Consider the following 16,637-nt stretch of genomic DNA (forward strand, 5'->3'; position numbering starts at 1 on the left):
ACTGATTACTTACCCACTGATAACTGATAACTGATAACTGATTACTGATTACTATGCTGTAATTTCCAGAGAAAACTAGCGAGGAGATTGGTGATAACATGAGCGAGGATCGGGATTAATAAATTACCGGTGATGATGACGGTATAACCGAGGGCAAAACCGACAACAGTTGCCCAGATAACATAGGGCCATTGTTGGGAACCGCTAAAATGGAGGATACCAAAAATTAGACTAGAAACGGTTAAACCAAAGATATTTAAGCCCAAAGCTGGCAAAATCACCCCGCGAAATAATAATTCTTCACTTAACCCCGGCAGTAATCCAATCCAAATTAAATCGGGCCAAGCTAAAGGTTTAATGACTAATTCTAAGTAAGCGTTAGCACTATGGCGATAACTAGACCAAAAACGATAGAGAAGCCCACTAATTCCACTAATTGCCCCCGCTAAGGCTAATCCGAATAGGAAATCTGGGAGAGTCCAGCGAATGGCGGGAATAGCGATCGCACCGAAATATTGCCAAACTTTGGCGACTACCAGCAAGATAATCGCCGTTACCGCCATAATGGTGAGGACTTGTGTGCGTGTCAGGGGATCAAATTCGGGATTAGGGGAATTAGTCACGGATTCTCGGATAAACAGCGTAAAGAGTTTAAATTAGGGCGAAGAGATGCGAGGCTAACCCCTGCCCGTTGACAAACGATCGCACCGATCGCCTCCATATACGAGTGTACCCTAATTGCTTTCACCCCTAGGGGTTCTGGGGCCACCTTCATTCTTGTACTGTTTTCCTGTACAGCAATCAGTACAGTTTTTTCTTGACAAAAACTCAATACTGTGCTAGAGCCGCAGGCACTGGCGGGAACGATCAGCGCGTCCACCTCCCGGCCCCAAATAGCATCGGGACCAGGCCGCTTGACCAATTGGGGGGCGCGACTCAAACCCACCAAAACGCAGGGTAAAAAAGTATAACCGATTTCTTCGGCTGCGGCCTTGGGGGAAAGTTGCGGATCGAGGGGCAGCGGACTTAAAGCGGGAGCGTGGGCTGCCGGTATTTGGAATTGTCGCACCACCAGATGGGAAATTACCGCCTCGGCCCCGGCAAGGGGATCCACCCCCTGACCATGGCGATAATTAGCCAGGGCAATGCTATCGGGATCGTCGGGAAAACGGGCAACAATGGCAATCGCTTCTGCCCGGCCCTGGTTAATCAGTTTTTCTGCTCCCCGCAGCAAGCTGTCGGGATTGCCAATTGTTCCCCAACTGGCCCCGGAGGCTGCCTCTCGCAACTGCACATTTAGGGGGGCATCGGTGATAACGTAATCGGTGAGATCTAAGCCTAGGGTGGCCCGGACAGCATCGGCAGCCTGAAGGTGTCTTTGCAAGAGGTCAAATTCAATGGCGCGATCAAATAGTAACCCGATACGATTTTGATGGACGGGACTTAATCCCCAATCCCCCCGGGCAAAACGATCTAAAGCGTAACCCTCCACATAATAGGTGTTGTCCAGAGGCCAGTACAGTTGTGCGCCGTTGAGGACATTGGGATGGGTAATTAGGCGATCGCAAACTTGGGCGATCGCTCTGGCCACGGGAATGCCATCCCCAGCATAACCGCCAATCGCAGCCCCGATGCCGGTGGGAATAATTAGTACGGCGGTATAGGGACGGGAATTCACGAGGCAGTGGTGACAATCGCTTCGACTTTGACTTGATTATTCTCGGTATCCACTTCTGTGATTGCCCAACGCAAGGGTTCACCGCGTTTGGCTAATTCTTTTTCGATTTCTTGCTGCAGTTGTTGCGGGGTTTCCTGTAGGTCGATTTCGGCACTAATAAAGTGAGTGGTCATGGGGATTGTCTGGGATAGTTATCCCCTTAGTTTATCAAGATTTTGCCCTCTTGCGCTGGTTTATCAGCCCTCTGGGTCAGGAACCACAAAGAGACAAAGGACACAAAGATCGATCGCCGCCATATAAGTTAAACTGATCACACAAAGAATAGGAGAGCCAGAGCCATTCTCGTACTATAATTGATACTAGGCTTTCCCCTAGAGATTATGATCGCAGTTCCCAACTACATCAGTCCCCAAGAATATCTCGCTATCGAGCGCCAGAGTCAGATCCGTCATGAATACCGACGTGGTTTGGTTTATGCGATGGCCGGCGGTACGGATAATCACGATCGCATTGCCCTTAATCTACTCGCTCTGGTTAACCTGCATTTCGGCGACTCTACAGACTGTCGGTTTTACTCGGGTAATGTCAAGGTTAACTATCAAGATCAGTTTTATTACTATCCCGATGCTTTTGTTACCTGCGATCCGCGCGATCGCCAAGATCGTTATCTGAAACGCTATCCGAAACTAATTGCGGAAGTGCTTTCCCCCAGTACGGCCGCTTTTGACAAGGGCGAAAAATTCCAAGATTATCAACAGATAGAAACTTTAGAAGAATATGTATTAATTTCCCAAGAAGTCCAGCGCGTGGAATGCCGTCGTCGTAATTCTCTGGGGATATGGGAAACGACTATTTACGAGACAGGCGATCGCGTGATCCTGTCAAGTATTAACCTAGATTTAGCGATCGCCGATCTCTACCGGGGAATAGATTAAAATGTGAACTACTCTCAAGGGAGTTGAGAGCTTGCTGCTTCCATGGCAATGGATAGACAGCATTTAGTTTACTTGTACTAACTAGCTCGGCAATTTTCCAGCCATTGTTCTAAATCTTGTGGTGACTGAAAATCTAACAAAGCTTCTCCCAAGTTTTCTAACTGTTCTAGGTCAAGACTGCGAATATTGGGCAATAATTCGGGGGAAATGTCCCCTATCCGCCGATTTAATTGACGTAAAACTAGGTTAGCTTCTCCCTCTTGTCGTCCTTCTTGTCGTCCCTCTTGTAAACCTTCGGACCAGATTTCTTGATAGATAACTGATTCTTTCATGATGTCCTTCCTCAATAATCGTTGGATGATGTCTTTCTTTAATACTAACCCGGCTAGAATTGCGGTAGATGCGGCCAGATTACTTTGTTCTCGACTATCGCTGATTTGCTCGATTTCTTGGGCAATTTGCCGCAGTAAGTTTTCTTGTTTCTCAGCTTGAGCGAGTATGGCAAAGGGAAACAGTCCGGGGGCCTTTAATAGGGGTTCCGAGGGTTGTTCCCACAGTCTAATCACTTCAAATTGATGAGAGGTTTTCCCTTGTTTATAATCATTTTGTCGGACTGTGGGGGAGTCACTTTTCCTTAGATAAATAACCACTTGATGGATAGGTTTACGCGGATAGCGTCGATAGAGTCTGGTGGCATAATCTAGCATTCTATAGGGAATATCTTCTTTAGGGTCGGTTTGGAACTCGATATGTAAGATTAATTCTTCCGACTCCAAAAAGATTAAAGTATCGGCTCTAATTGGCTCTAGGGATAATTCCGAGGGTTTGATTTCTGTTAATTCTAAGGGTTTACCCAGTAACCAAGTGGCCAAGTCTCTCGAATATTCAAGGGCGATAAATTTACAGGTAGAATCATACATTTTCAATTCAATTATAGGTTAAGGCTGACCGATATTTTAACAAAATTATCACCCTATTCCCCCTCAATCCCCCCTCAATCCCCCCTTATCAAGGGGGGTAGGGGGGATCGAACCCAAAATCTATCTTCAATTTAATTATAACCAGCTACTTAATACCTAGCTACTTAAACAAAGGAGATTTATTCGGGGAAGGGTATATCTAAACTCATTTGTTGTCCTTGGGTTTCCCTTTGTTTTTCGGCAGCTTTCAGGACTTCAAAGGTGAGGATAACATCGAGACGTTTTTTCTGTTCAAGGATTTCTTGTACTGTCACAATCTCAATTTTATCGACACTTTGACTCATGTAACGACCGCGATAAATTCCCGCAGATTTGGCTGTTTGGATCATATCTTTGCTGGGGGGTTTCAAGGTGATAAATATACCCAGGGCTGCCCCTTGTAGTGTCATGGTTCCCTGTAGATCTCTGATGTCTCCTGATTTGACATTACCGGATTTTACTTGAAAAATAATTTTCTCCCGATTGTCTTTATCTCCCTGAAAATAGGCAATAGCATCGACTCCTTTATCTGCCCCTTTTTTGTCATTAATCACAGCCCGGTTATTACTATAGGTTAAAACCGCCCATTTCTCAAATTCTTTGCGGGTACGATCATCGGGTTTAGTGGCTAATGCTTTGGCTGATTCTATATCTTTGGGAATACCATTTAGTTCAATTTTATCTAAAAAATTTTTACCAAAGGAGTCCTCTAGTCGCTTTAACATTAAGCTAATACTCTGATAGGTTATATCAATTCCAATCCAGTTTCTCTCTAATCTCTCTGCTACAGCGATAGTCGTTCCACACCCACAATAGGCATCTAAAATTACATCTCCTTTATTACTACTTGCTTTGATTATTCTTTCTAACAATGCCTCCGGTTTTTGCGTGGGATATCCTAACCTTTCTTTTGCTGTATTAGTTAAGATAGGTATTGTCCACCAATCAAAAGGAATCCGTCCCAATTCATGTTTTCTTTGATATGCTTTACCTTTAATAATTTTATGTTCAACTTTTTCAGGAGAAGAATAAGGTTCTCTTACTAAATCAACATTAAAAATAACACTATTACTTGATTTAGAATAGTATAAAATTACGTCATGTTTTTTAGAAAAATGATTTTTACTAGCACCTCCTGAACCATAACACCAAACTATCTCATTTTTAAAATCACCCCCCTGAGAGCAAAAAACAGCATCTAAAACTATTTTTAAATAATGACTAGCAGTAGGATCGCAGTGGAGATAAAAGCTACCGGTAGATTTTAAAACTCGATGGATTTCCACAATCCTCAGAGTCATACTCACCAGATAAGCGAGAAGACTGCCTTTACCTAAAACTTTGGTTAAACCGTCAATTAAATCAATAGTCTGACTGGTAAATTTACCTTGATAGTTGCTTTGAATTTCTTCTAAAGCTTCGTTAGCGTGATTATCCCATGTCCAGGTATCTACAAACGCTTGTGCTTGTGCTTGATCTTCCTTACCTAAGTTGTTATAAATTTGGTTGTAATTGCGTTTAGAATTAAAGGGTGGATCGATATAACAAAGATCGATCGATTCATCTTTGATATATTTCCGCAGCACTTCTAGGTTATCACCGTAGTATAGTTTATTGACCATAGAGATTAAGGGGATTGACTGCATTCTCAATTGTATTATTATTCCCCCTTAAAGAGGACGAATGCAATCGCTCCCGACAATAATATTATTGTGGGGGTGCATCGTGGTCAGTGAGTTGCTCGAACTGCGTGCGCTCAAAATTTAATTTTCTTAAGTCCATCTTGCCTGAAAATGAGGGGGTCGCAGGCAGGCACGGATTCCCATTATATAAATAAGTATATGTCAAGTGCTGGGATTTTGTCAAGAGGAATTAAGTAGCTGGTTATAATTAAATTAAAAATGGATTTTAGGTTTGATCCCCCCTTAGTCCCCCCTTGATAAGGGGGGTAATCTGACAGTTTTTAACACCTAACTACTTAGCAATCCCCAACTAATCAAGGATTACTCAGGATACTGACCCGGACTTTTTCGCCATTTTGCAAAGGTTTACTACTATTAACGACGAAACGCTCCCCCGGTTCAAGTCCGGTGATAATTTCTACTTGACCGTCGAGCGCTTGACCGAGACGAACAGGACGTTTTTGCACTTGTGAGTTAGACTCGGAAAGGACAAAAATGGCCGAGGATTCCCCTTGACTGACAATTGCTGTTTCGGGGACAATCACCTGAGGGGCAGAATTATTATTAAACCGCACCCGGGCCAATAATCCCCCTTTAATTAAACCATCCCCATTGGGTAGAGTAATCTCCACGGGAATCCGCCGGGCCGTGCCTTGGCTGAGGGGAAAAATCCTGTTGATGCGACCGGAAAAATTTCTCTCACCGAAAGCATCAAGGCTGACATTAACCGTTTGTCCTAAATTAATTGTTTTTAAATCCAATTCCGATAATAATACTACTACCTTGACCTGTTGAAAATCGCCAATTTTGAGGACTTCATCGCCGATACTGACTAAATCCCCCGGCTCTTTCAGTTTTTCGATAACTATCCCCGTCGCCGGTGATTTAAGAATAGCGTAGGCCTGACGTTGTTGTTCCTGAGCGATGACCGATTTTTGGGCGGCAATTCTGCCGATAATTGCCGCCACTACCTGTTCCTCGACTTTAATTCTCGATCTCGCGCTATTAACGGCTTTTAAAGCTACTGCAGCTGTAGTTTGGGCTGTTTCGCCCTGTTGCAGGGGAATCGCTCCTTCTAGGGCTAATTTTTGCAGGCGCTCGCCATCATTTTTGGCCTGTTGGTATTGTAGTTGTAGTCGCTCCACTTCAATTTCAGCGTTACTGACTTCAATTCTCGCCCGGGCTAATTCTGCTTCTAGGGCCGACAGGGCGGCTTTTTCTTGCCGGACAACGGTGGCGAGGAGACGATCATCAACATGAGCGAGGATTTGTCCTAATTGCACCTCATCTCCCACATCGACGACGAGATTAAGTAACTGACCAGTGGCTTGCGATCGCAGAGAAACTACTTTTAAAGGTCGGGTAGTTCCCGTATAATCGAGATTGCGTCCGATGGTTGCCAGTTTAGCGGTGGTGACGTTGACGGTAGTAGTACGGGCCGCTGGTGGCGGTGGTTGGGTTTCGGTCCTGGGAGAACAACTCGCGCTTAAGGATAAGATAACCAGAGCGGAAAGGATAATCGGAGTCGATCCCATGGCGATAATCTTGGTAGAAAGCTGCTTTTGAGTCGATGGTCGCTTATTCTTCGTCCCAAGCTTCTACCGCTACCACTTCGCTGAGAGGGTCTTGCATGGAGAAACCGAAATCGAGCAACTCCTGCTTCCAGTATGCCCACTCATCTCCGTATAAAAGAGCGAGTTTCCAGATACTATCGCTAGGTTTGACTACTTTTGCATCTATCCACTTGCTAGCCTTGCGTTGAAACCTCACCATCGGGTGAGCTACAGCTTGTTTGGTCATAAATTCAATTGCTATGAATACTTCAGATTTTGCGCTTCCCGACTAAACTAACTCAAGACTAAGACTTTTGCCATTACAAAGGAGCGAGAAGCGCGTTTATTAACTTATTTGTACACCAGATCTCTGGTTTTAGGCAAGTCTTTTTGAGCAAAAGTACGGTAATTACTACTATAGATTAGTATAACCGGAAGCCACAATCATGGAACCGATGCCTCGATCGGTGAAAATTTCCAGTAAAAGGGCGTGGGGAAGACGACCATCGATAATATGAGCGGCCTGAACTCCCTGGGCCAGCGATCGCACACAGCAGCCAACTTTGGGAATCATCCCGCCGGCAACGATGCCTTTTTGAATCAACTCCCGGGCCTGTTGGATATCTAATTTAGCCAATAAAGTGGAAGGATCCTTGTAATTCTCTAAAATTCCGGCTGTATCAGTCATTAAAATCAGTTTAGCTGCCCCTAAAGCCGCCGCTATTTCTCCGGCTACCGTATCGGCATTGATATTATGAGCCTGGCCGGTTTCATCGGCGGCCACACTAGAAATCACGGGAATATAGCCACTATTGACCAAGGATTCGACAACGCTAGTATCGACACTGCTGACTTCTCCCACAAAACCAATGCCCTCTTTACCCACGGGACGGGCAGTGATCAGATTACCATCCTTACCGCATAATCCTACCGCTTTACCGCCAGCTTGATTGATCAGGGCCACAATTTCTTTATTGACGCGCCCCACTAGCACCATTTCTACCACATCCATGGTGGCGGCATCGGTGACGCGTAAACCGTCTTTAAATTGGGGTTCAATGCCTAATTTATCCAGCCAACTATTGATTTCTGGACCGCCGCCGTGGACAATAACGGGACGAACCCCCACACAGGAGAGAAAAACGATATCTCGCATAACCGTGTCTTTGATATCGCTGTTATTCATGGCCGCGCCACCGTATTTAACCACTACGGTGCGACCGCGAAATTCTTGTATATAGGGTAGGGCTTCGCTGAGGATTTTCACCCGTTGGGTATCGTTTTCGTGGATGTTATTGTTCATGGGTTTTTTTACCTGTCTGATTCAGTGATCAGTTTAGCGGTTTCAGGTTTGACAAAAACTGTTCACCTTGAACGGATTTCTAGAAAGTCTTAGAGTTGCCGAATTTTTCGACGCAACGGACAAAAATCTCGACTCCCATGGTTAACACCGATTCATCAAAATCAAAACGGGGATGATGGTGGGGATAGGCTAATCCTAATTCGGGATTGGCAGACCCCAAGAAGAAATAACAGCCCGGTACTTCCTGTAAAAAGAAGGACATATCTTCCCCTCCCAGGGTTTGACATTCGGGAACGATTCCCGCTGGGGTTTCCACCACTTGTGCGGCGATTGCTCGCACTAATTCCGCCATCTGATCATGATTGATTACCGGGGGATACAATTGCCAGTAATCGAATTGATAACTAGCCCCCTGACTTTGGCAGATGCCCGCGATGATTTCTTCCATCCGTTGTCGGAAATAGCCCCCTAACTGGGGATTGAAATAGCGCACCGTGCCACTGAGATTAGCACTATCGGCGATCACGTTTCTAGCGCTTCCCGCTGCTAATTTGCCCACAGTCACCACGGCAGCATCGAGGGGGTTGAGGTTGCGGGCGACGATGGTTTGCAAGGCGTTGACGATTTGGGCCGCCACCAGTAGTGAATCGACGGTTTGATGGGGAATTGCCCCGTGGCCTCCCCGGCCTTGTATCTGGAGATCGAAACATTCCACCGCCGCCATTAAGGCCCCATTTTTCACGCCCACTGTCCCTAAAGGCAGATTATTCCAGAGATGCAGCCCGATAATTCCCTCCACGTCGGGATTTTTCAGCACTCCCGCTTCGATCATCGGTTTCGCACCCCCCGGCCCCTCTTCGGCGGGTTGGAAAATAATTTTTACTGTCCCCTTGACATCGTGACGGTTTTGTGCTAGGTAAACTGCCGTGCCGAGGGCGATGGCTGTGTGGCCATCGTGACCACAGGCGTGCATTTGGCCCGGATGTTGGGAACAATAGGGGACTTGGTTTTCTTCGGCGATCGGTAGTGCATCCATATCGGCCCGCAGGGCTAAAACTGGCCCCGGTTGACTGCCTGCGATGGTGGCGACAATTCCAGTGCCAGCGATGCCAGTTTGATGGTCAATTCCATATTTAGTCAGGGTTTGACTGATTAAGGAGGCGGTGAGGTGTTCTTGAAAGCCTAGTTCTGGTTTTTGGTGTATTTGTCGGCGCCAGTGAACCAATTGCGGCTGCAGGCAACGAATAGCAAGGCGAATTTGAGGGCAATTTAAGCTATTAGGAACGGGAAAGGAGGAAATCATCGGGTTCGGGCGGCTAGATTTTTTGATCATTAGGGGTCGAGAAGATCGTCACCGACCTCCCCTCCCATTCAGAACCGTGCATGAGATTTTCACCTCATACGGCTCCTAAGTTTGACTGTTCCCTTGTTAAAGATACAGCTTGACTTCCTTTGGTTAACTGTGTATTATCTAGATTGACAAAATCTTCGTGGGATGTCAATCAAGATGATTCTAGGCTTCCATGGGATGCCGATTGAAGCTATCCTTAGATACTATCCCTGAGTAGTAGTTAGCCCAACCTCTAATGATTGGGTTTAGTTTACTAATCAAGGCTGATTGAGGTTCTGTTTTATGTATTTTAATTACACCTTTAATCGCTTCTGTGTGGAGTTTAACTGCTTTTTGGCTAGGTTTAATATGGGTTAGGAATGTTTTGTTCCCGTGTCCAGTTTTACCTGCTTTGTGTTTTCCTGCTGGGTATTGTCTGATATTGAATCCTAAGAAATCAAAGCCTGGTTCTTCTGTTTTCCCATTATACTCAATAGACCTCGACCTAATATTATCTCAAGACCAAAAGTCTTTCTAGTTAAGGAATCTACCCGAATAAAAATTATTTTAATTACCTCATATTTTTTCAGTGAAATTGAATTAGCAACGACAGATATACATTCCAACTATCGAACTATTTAGTTAGTACATAGACTAAAGGCAAGCTGTGACTCGGTTATAATTTTTGGAGATGTCTATTACACTGCTGTAAAATTACGATGGTTCAGGTCGGACACGGAACCCAGCCTAATCTTGGATGGTTGGCAGTGGTCACAATCTTGGCGTTAGGTTACACCTCGGAGCCTTCCGTTCCCCGCTTCAATTCCAGAGTTGTGATTTCTGAAACTGGGGGTGGCTATCGCCGTTACTCTTAACTTGTAAAGATTTATTACAAGTGTATTGACCTTGAGTTCCCTTGCCTGGTTTATGTATCTGAGTGATACTAAACGTCGGGACAGATAAACAGTTATAAGGTTGGTCAAGGTTGACCTTTTAGATTCAGTCAAGGGACTGAAGACCTTACTAGGCGGTTATTTTGGGGATTTAAACCCTATTTCATGCCCAAACGTTTCGCGCACTGAATTTACCGTTTAGCGGCAACAATGGCAAAAACGGTGGTATGGGGATCGTCTTTTAAAGTCACCCCTTCCGGCATTTTTAAATCACCCACGAGCAGGGATTGCCCCACACCGATCTCCGAAACATCAAATTCGATCACTTCCGGGATATTATCAGCAGTACAGGAGACATTAACTTCGTTGACGAACTGTTCGATTAAACCGCCCTGTTTGGTTCCGATCGCTTCTCCCATGGCTTTAATGGGAACAACGATATCGAGCTTACCGTGGGCAGACACCGAGAAGAAACTGAGATGATAGAGATTTCTTTTCCAGGGATGAGATTGTACCTCTTGGATCAAAGCTTTTCCTGTCCAAGGCATTTCGGGAACATTCACATCCACCAGGGTGTTATTTACCGAGGCTTTTTTCAGTAGAGTTAAGGCCGCTTTTTCAGGAACCACGAGGGAAACCGATTCCGTGCCGTTGTGGCCGTAGAGAACCGCTGGGATCAAACCCTGACGACGTAGGGCCCTGGGGTTAATATTTTCGGGTCTTTTTTGACATTCAACGCTAACTTGCATAGTTGACTAATCCTCTTTGACAATGATTTAAAATTCGTAATTATCCCAAGGTGAGCCATTTTCGTCCAAAAGAGCGCGTTTGGGTCCGTGAATGGGATCTTCAACGATAATAGTTTGGTCGCGACTAGCTCCTAGGGAGATAATCGCGATCGGTACTTCCATAATCGCCCCTAGGAATTTTAGATAATCGAGGGCCTGTTTAGGCAGCTCTTCCAGACTGCGACAATCACTGGTGGGTTGTTGCCACCCCGGCATCGTTCGGTAAATCGGTTGACAACGGGCGAATTCCCCGGCACTACTGGGTAAATGGCGACAGGTTTTGCCGTCCAATTGGTAGGCCACACAGACTTTGATTTCCTCTAGGGTATCGAGAACATCTAATTTGGTAATCGCTAGACAGTCTAAACCATTGATTCGCACCGCATAACGACCGATCACCGCGTCAAACCAACCGCAGCGACGACGACGACCGGTGGTGGTTCCGAATTCCGCCCCACGATCGCATAATAACTGCTCGATCTCCCCCTCTAATTCCGTGGGAAATGGCCCTTCCCCCACCCTAGTGGTGTAAGCTTTGGCCACACCGATCACTCGATCGATTACCGTCGGACCGATACCAGAACCCACACAAGCACCCCCAGCGATCGGATTGGAGGAGGTAACGTAGGGATAGGTTCCGTGATCGAGGTCGAGTAAGGTGCCTTGGGCCCCTTCAAAAAGAATATTCTTACGCTTGCGGATTGCTTCGTAGATTTTTAGGGAACTATCGACCACATGGGGACGCAGTATCTCGGCATATTCTAGGTATTCCTCGATCACCGTCTTCGCATCTAAAGGCGGTAAGTTATATAACTTTTCTAAAATGACGTTTTTATAATTGATCGTCCATTCTAGTTTTTGCCGCAGATTCTCGGTATTCATCAAGTCGATGACTCGAATGCCGATGCGCTCGGATTTGTCGGCATAGGTGGGGCCGATACCCCGTCCCGTGGTGCCGATTTTATATTTACCCCGTTTTTCCTCGGATGCTTGATCGAGCAGCCGATGATAGGGCATAGTGACATGAGCCGTTTGCGAGATATAGAGATTGTCGGTGGTGACATTGAGGGCGTGTAATTGCGCCATCTCTTTGAGTAACACCGAGGGATCTATGACTGTTCCTGAGCCGATTATACATTCCGTATCTGGGTAGAGAATCCCAGAGGGAATTAGATGGAGTTTGAACGTTTGCTCCTCGACGACGACGGTATGACCCGCATTTACGCCACCTTGAGAACGCACCACCACATCCGCCGATCGACTCAGCAGATCCGTGATTTTTCCTTTTCCTTCGTCGCCCCACTGAGCGCCGATTACAATAACGTTAGCCAAGGTATTTTAGTCTAGCTAAAGTTCACACAAACTACTATTATCCCTCTTGGCGAATACAACTGTCAAGTTATCTCTCTTAGCTAATTGTGGGGAGAAGGCGAGGGGAAAACTCGCCTATTTTCAGGGTTTATTGACCTTCCTGGCTCATTTGACGCTCGATAGTTTCGATAGCGGCATTTAATCCCGCTAGACGGGTTTCGAGGTCATCGCGCATCCATTTGAGGAATGTTAATTTACGCTCTTGACATTCTTGGCGGGAAGTGCTGCCACAAGTGTTAAAGAAGAAGGGAAACATAGACTAAGGGGCCTGCTATAACTCTACGTCTCCTATCTTGACGAAAATTTTCAAAAAAGTCTAACCGTTAAGTCGCCATAATAACCACAGACCTAACCCAAAACCGAAAAAGTTAGGCAGCCAGGCAGCTAGGAAGGGGGAGAGGGTGGCGGTTAGTCCTAAGCTGCCGACAAGGAAGTTTAAAAGATAATAGAGGAAAACAATGGCGACACTGAGGCCGAAACTGGTGCCTCGACCGATTCTTTGCGGTAGAGAACCCAAGGCACAGCCGATGGTAGCAAAGACGATACAGACAAAGGGAAAGGCGATTTTTTGCTGGATTCGCACTTGAAAAAACCTGACTCTCTTATCATCGCCACTGAGTTTGAGCAGTTGCACATATTCGAGCGCCTGTGGTATGTTCATCTCGTAGGGATCGCGGCTTTGACGAGCAAAATCGAAAGCGGAACGAGATAAAGCGATTTTTTCGGCTTTAAAGGGGATAACTTGGCTATAGGAGGCGTTAGGGGGGGTTAATTCATAGATAATGCCGTTAAAAAAGTCCCAGACGTTATCGACGGCATTCCAACGGGCCGAATCGGCGATAATAATTTGATTTAATTCTTGTTTTAGCCAACGGATAACGGTGACGGTTTTCATCTTTTCCCCGTCGAATTGTTCAGCATAAAATAAACTTATTAAATTGCGATTAATCGTACCATTTTCTAGGGTTTTTATTTCATAATCGGGATAATAAAAATCTTTATTTTTCCAAAAACTTGCCTCTTTATTAATTTTCTGCACTAAAATTTCTGTGGCTCGATAATTAGCATTGGGAACCACATATTCATTTAATAAAAATGTCACAATTGTAACTATTAAACTCAGGCAAAAAGTGGGTATAAAAAGACGATAAAGAGTGACTCCACAGCTTTGCAGGGCAACGGTTTCGCTATCACTACTTAAACGTCCGTAGGTGATTAAAGTGGCCAGCAAAAGAGAAACCGGCAGGGAATAAGTGACAAATTCTGGCACTTTTAACAGGAGAATTTCTAGGGCCGAAGCGAGGGGTAGATTGGCATCAACTACCTGATTAGCCAAATCGGAAAGATTGCCGATCGCTACTCCCAAAGAGGCAAATAAACCAACACTAAATAAAAATGGGGGTAGTAGTTGGCTGATCAGATAGCGATCAATGAGGGCAATACCTCCATTTACCCAGTAAGAAATCTTTTTCTTAATCATTGATTTTGGTTAACTCACTCCTCTTTCATCCCAATTTCCTAACCCGCAGCCGTCTTGCTTACACCTTCGGTTAGCCTATCATATTTTGTCTTTGACGAAAAACACCGCCAGAAGTTGTATGATTGCGGGGAGAGTGGACAGAAGTAAGGATTTGGGTAAGTGTAGATAATTTTTCTGTTCCTATTCCCCGATCATCCCGAGGTGAATTATGCTGCTAAACTGGCAAACTTTTACTATTCATAAACGAGTACCTTTAACGATTAGTCGCGGCACTACCAGCGAAAATACTAATATCTGGCTGAAAATTAGCGAGGAAAATATCGAAGCGTGGGGAGAAGCATCCCCTTTTGATATTACCAGCGAGGAGAAAAACCCCGATAAAATCCTGCAAGAATTAAACTCGATCGCTCCTATTTTACAATCTTTTCATCCCTGTCAACGCCAAGAAATTGAGAAAATTTTATGGCAAAATCAGATATCTTCGGCTACTCGTGCCGCTATTGATACGGCACTGCACGACTGGTTAGGCAAAAAAGCTAATTTACCTCTTTGGCAAATTTTTGGACTCGATCGCTCTTTAATGCCGCCGGTTTCTGTTACTATCGGTTTAAATTCTCCAGAAAATGTGCAGAAAAGGCTGTTAGATTGGCTAGAAATTGGCGATTTTAGCTTATTAAAAGTCAAATTAGGCTCACCAGACGGTATAGAAGCCGATCAAGCCATAATTCTGGCTATTAAAGAAATTGTCCCCCATTTGCCTCTAACTGTCGATGCTAATGGTGGTTGGCAATTTAGCGATGCGGTGAAAATGTGCCAATGGTTAGAGGAAAAAGGCGTTATTTATGTGGAACAACCCCTATCCGTGGGACAAGAACGAGATTTAATTGATTTATACCAAAAATCGCCCCTACCTATCTTCGTCGATGAAAGCTGTTTTTCTAGTCAAGATATCCCGAAACTGGCCGATCGAGTCCACGGCATTAATATTAAACTAATGAAAGCCGGTGGATTAGCCGAAGTGCAGAGAATGATTCATGTTGCCCAAGCTTGCCGACTGCAAATTATGTTCGGATGTTACTCTGACAGCAGTTTAGCCAATACTGCCCTAGCACATCTTGGCCCGCTTGTCAACTATCTTGACCTAGATAGTCATTTAAATTTACGCGATGATCCCTTCACGGGATTAAGCTTAGAAAAGGGACGTTTACAACCAAATAATTCACCCGGTTTGGGTGTTAGTTTACGGATAAAAGATGACTAATTATTTGACTCCTGACAAGAAAGTAGCGATTCTTCTCCACGAAGGAATCAAAGGAACTCGCGGCAAAACCGGATTAAGTTATCTGCGTTACGCGAAAGCGCCGGTAGTGGCGATTATTGACGCAGAAAACGCCGGCCGCACCTTAAAAGAAGTGGCTGGAATCGATCGCCCCTTGCCGATTGTTGCTAGTGTTAGGGAAGCTTTAACCTATCATCCCGATACCCTGTTAATTGGAATAGCGCCTTCAGGAGGCATTTTACCCCCCCATTGGCTAGAAGAAATCAAAGAGGGGGTAAAGGCAGGGTTATCCCTCGTTAATGGTCTCCATACACCCCTAAAACCCCTTTTTCCTCAGCTTAAACCGGATCAATGGATTTGGGATATCCGTCTGGAACCCCAAGGCTTAAAAATTGGGCAAGCGCGGGCGAAAAATTTAACCTGTCAGCGTATTTTAACGGTAGGGACGGATATGAGTGTGGGCAAAATGTCCACTAGCATCGAATTACATCGGGCAGCCCAAGAAAAAGGGCTAAAATCGCAATTTTTAGCCACTGGACAGGGGGGAATTATGATCGCGGGGAAGGGTGTACCCTTGGATGCGGTGCGCGTCGATTATGCTGCTGGTGCGATCGAGGCTTTGGTGTTAGAATCGGCGGAAAATAACGATATTTTGTTTATTGAGGGTCAAGGCTCTCTTTTACACCCCGGTTCGACTGCTACCTTGCCCTTAATGCGTGGCAGTCAACCAACGGGGTTAATTCTCGTCCATCGCGCTGGACAAATTCATATCAATGATTTACCCGATATTCTCATCCCTCCCCTAACAGAAGTGATTAAACTCTACGAAATGACTGCCAGCGCCGGGGGAAGTTTCGGGGAAGTGAAGGTAAAGGGGATTAGTTTAAATACTTTTCATCTTAGTCCGGAGGCGGCAGTTAAAGCTATAGAAACCGTGCAGGAGGAAACGGGGTTATTTTGTACCGATGTTGTTCGTTTTGGCGGTCAAGGGTTATTATCAGTGATCAGTGATCAGTAAACAGTTATCACTTATCACTTCAATCACAGTTCATCACATAATTAGTCTCAACTGTGATTGGAATGATTGAATGAATACTATGATTATGTTGTATTCAGTAACCTTTTATCAATAATCAATCATAGTCCATCACATAATTAGTCTCAACTGTGATTGGAATGATTGAATGAATACTATGATTATGTTGTATTCAGTAACCTTTTATCAATAATCAATCATAGTCCATCGCATAATTAGTCTCAACTGTGATTGGAATGATTGAATGAATACTATGATTATGTTGTATTCAGTAACCTTTTATCAATAATCAATCATAGTCCATCACATAATTAGTCTCAACTGTGATTGGAATGATTGAATGAATACTA

The 16,637-nt window shown here is 44.9% G+C and carries 16 protein-coding genes and 1 pseudogene; 3 read left to right on the forward strand and 14 right to left on the reverse strand.

Features of this window, described 5'->3' with window-relative positions:
- Nucleotides 1-41: 41 nt before the first annotated feature.
- The 3 genes from IM475_RS15685 to IM475_RS15695 are packed head-to-tail and all read right to left on the reverse strand — an operon-like array spanning nucleotide 42 to nucleotide 1,851.
- Nucleotides 42-623 carry a CPBP family intramembrane glutamic endopeptidase gene (locus tag IM475_RS15685; RefSeq protein WP_287728171.1) on the reverse strand — a complete coding sequence of 194 codons (582 nt, stop codon included), beginning with the start codon at nucleotides 621-623 and terminating at the stop codon, nucleotides 42-44.
- Nucleotides 620-1,678, reverse strand: coding sequence for a DUF3326 domain-containing protein (locus IM475_RS15690; RefSeq protein ID WP_287728172.1), 1,059 nt, complete (start codon nucleotides 1,676-1,678; stop codon nucleotides 620-622). The genes IM475_RS15685 and IM475_RS15690 overlap by 4 nt, the downstream gene beginning before the upstream one ends.
- Nucleotides 1,675-1,851, reverse strand: coding sequence for a DUF8621 family protein (locus IM475_RS15695; protein WP_002734354.1), 177 nt, complete (start codon nucleotides 1,849-1,851; stop codon nucleotides 1,675-1,677). Before IM475_RS15695 ends, IM475_RS15690 begins: the two co-directional genes overlap by 4 nt.
- 207 nt (nucleotides 1,852-2,058) lie before the next feature.
- Here IM475_RS15695 and IM475_RS15700 point away from each other — a divergent pair, with 207 nt between their 5' ends.
- Nucleotides 2,059-2,613, forward strand: coding sequence for a Uma2 family endonuclease (locus tag IM475_RS15700; RefSeq protein WP_287728174.1), 555 nt, complete (start codon nucleotides 2,059-2,061; stop codon nucleotides 2,611-2,613).
- A gap of 77 nt (nucleotides 2,614-2,690) precedes the next feature.
- Here the strand turns inward: IM475_RS15700 and IM475_RS15705 are convergent, their stop codons facing one another.
- From IM475_RS15705 to IM475_RS15755, 11 genes and pseudogenes are all read right to left on the reverse strand, one after another.
- On the reverse strand, nucleotides 2,691-3,533 hold the full coding sequence (locus tag IM475_RS15705; RefSeq protein ID WP_287728175.1) for an Rpn family recombination-promoting nuclease/putative transposase: 843 nt from the start codon (nucleotides 3,531-3,533) through the stop codon (nucleotides 2,691-2,693).
- Nucleotides 3,534-3,712: 179 nt separating this feature from the next.
- Nucleotides 3,713-5,194 (reverse strand): DNA methyltransferase, encoded by a 1,482-nt coding sequence (locus IM475_RS15710; protein ID WP_287728176.1) that lies wholly within the window; start codon nucleotides 5,192-5,194, stop codon nucleotides 3,713-3,715.
- Nucleotides 5,195-5,568: 374 nt separating this feature from the next.
- Complete coding sequence (locus IM475_RS15715) at nucleotides 5,569-6,789, reverse strand: efflux RND transporter periplasmic adaptor subunit (protein WP_287728177.1); 1,221 nt, start codon at nucleotides 6,787-6,789, stop codon at nucleotides 5,569-5,571.
- Between the two features lie 43 nt (nucleotides 6,790-6,832).
- Nucleotides 6,833-7,054, reverse strand: coding sequence for a DUF4327 family protein (locus IM475_RS15720; RefSeq protein ID WP_287659680.1), 222 nt, complete (start codon nucleotides 7,052-7,054; stop codon nucleotides 6,833-6,835).
- A gap of 168 nt (nucleotides 7,055-7,222) precedes the next feature.
- Nucleotides 7,223-8,110, reverse strand: coding sequence for an acetylglutamate kinase (gene argB / locus IM475_RS15725; RefSeq protein WP_002802403.1), 888 nt, complete (start codon nucleotides 8,108-8,110; stop codon nucleotides 7,223-7,225).
- A gap of 79 nt (nucleotides 8,111-8,189) precedes the next feature.
- Nucleotides 8,190-9,413 carry a M20 family metallopeptidase gene (locus IM475_RS15730; RefSeq protein WP_287728179.1) on the reverse strand — a complete coding sequence of 408 codons (1,224 nt, stop codon included), beginning with the start codon at nucleotides 9,411-9,413 and terminating at the stop codon, nucleotides 8,190-8,192.
- 228 nt (nucleotides 9,414-9,641) lie between these two features.
- Nucleotides 9,642-9,935 (reverse strand): annotated as a pseudogene (locus IM475_RS23000) (group II intron maturase-specific domain-containing protein); the annotation flags it as partial.
- A gap of 589 nt (nucleotides 9,936-10,524) precedes the next feature.
- Entirely contained in the window at nucleotides 10,525-11,082 is a 558-nt protein-coding gene (locus tag IM475_RS15740) for a 50S ribosomal protein L25/general stress protein Ctc (RefSeq protein ID WP_002802399.1), read from the reverse strand.
- Nucleotides 11,083-11,109: 27 nt separating this feature from the next.
- The gene (locus IM475_RS15745) at nucleotides 11,110-12,453 is read right to left on the reverse strand and encodes an adenylosuccinate synthase (RefSeq protein ID WP_287728181.1); all 1,344 of its coding nucleotides are present in this window, start codon (nucleotides 12,451-12,453) and stop codon (nucleotides 11,110-11,112) included.
- Nucleotides 12,454-12,580: 127 nt separating this feature from the next.
- Nucleotides 12,581-12,748, reverse strand: a complete 168-nt coding sequence (locus IM475_RS15750; RefSeq protein WP_287728182.1) for a hypothetical protein — start codon at nucleotides 12,746-12,748, stop codon at nucleotides 12,581-12,583.
- Nucleotides 12,749-12,808: 60 nt separating this feature from the next.
- The gene (locus IM475_RS15755; protein ID WP_287728183.1) at nucleotides 12,809-13,972 is read right to left on the reverse strand and encodes an LptF/LptG family permease; all 1,164 of its coding nucleotides are present in this window, start codon (nucleotides 13,970-13,972) and stop codon (nucleotides 12,809-12,811) included.
- 208 nt (nucleotides 13,973-14,180) lie between these two features.
- Here IM475_RS15755 and IM475_RS15760 point away from each other — a divergent pair, with 208 nt between their 5' ends.
- Both IM475_RS15760 and IM475_RS15765 read left to right on the forward strand, forming a co-directional pair.
- Nucleotides 14,181-15,233 carry a dipeptide epimerase gene (locus tag IM475_RS15760; protein ID WP_287728184.1) on the forward strand — a complete coding sequence of 351 codons (1,053 nt, stop codon included), beginning with the start codon at nucleotides 14,181-14,183 and terminating at the stop codon, nucleotides 15,231-15,233.
- Nucleotides 15,226-16,269: an N-acetyltransferase DgcN family protein gene (locus tag IM475_RS15765; RefSeq protein ID WP_287728185.1), complete on the forward strand. Its 1,044-nt coding sequence runs from the start codon at nucleotides 15,226-15,228 to the stop codon at nucleotides 16,267-16,269. The genes IM475_RS15760 and IM475_RS15765 overlap by 8 nt, the downstream gene beginning before the upstream one ends.
- The last annotated feature ends 368 nt before the right edge of the window (nucleotides 16,270-16,637 follow it).

This window comes from Microcystis sp. M061S2 (assembly GCF_020245605.1).
In the GTDB taxonomy this organism is placed as follows: Bacteria; Cyanobacteriota; Cyanobacteriia; order Cyanobacteriales; family Microcystaceae; genus Microcystis.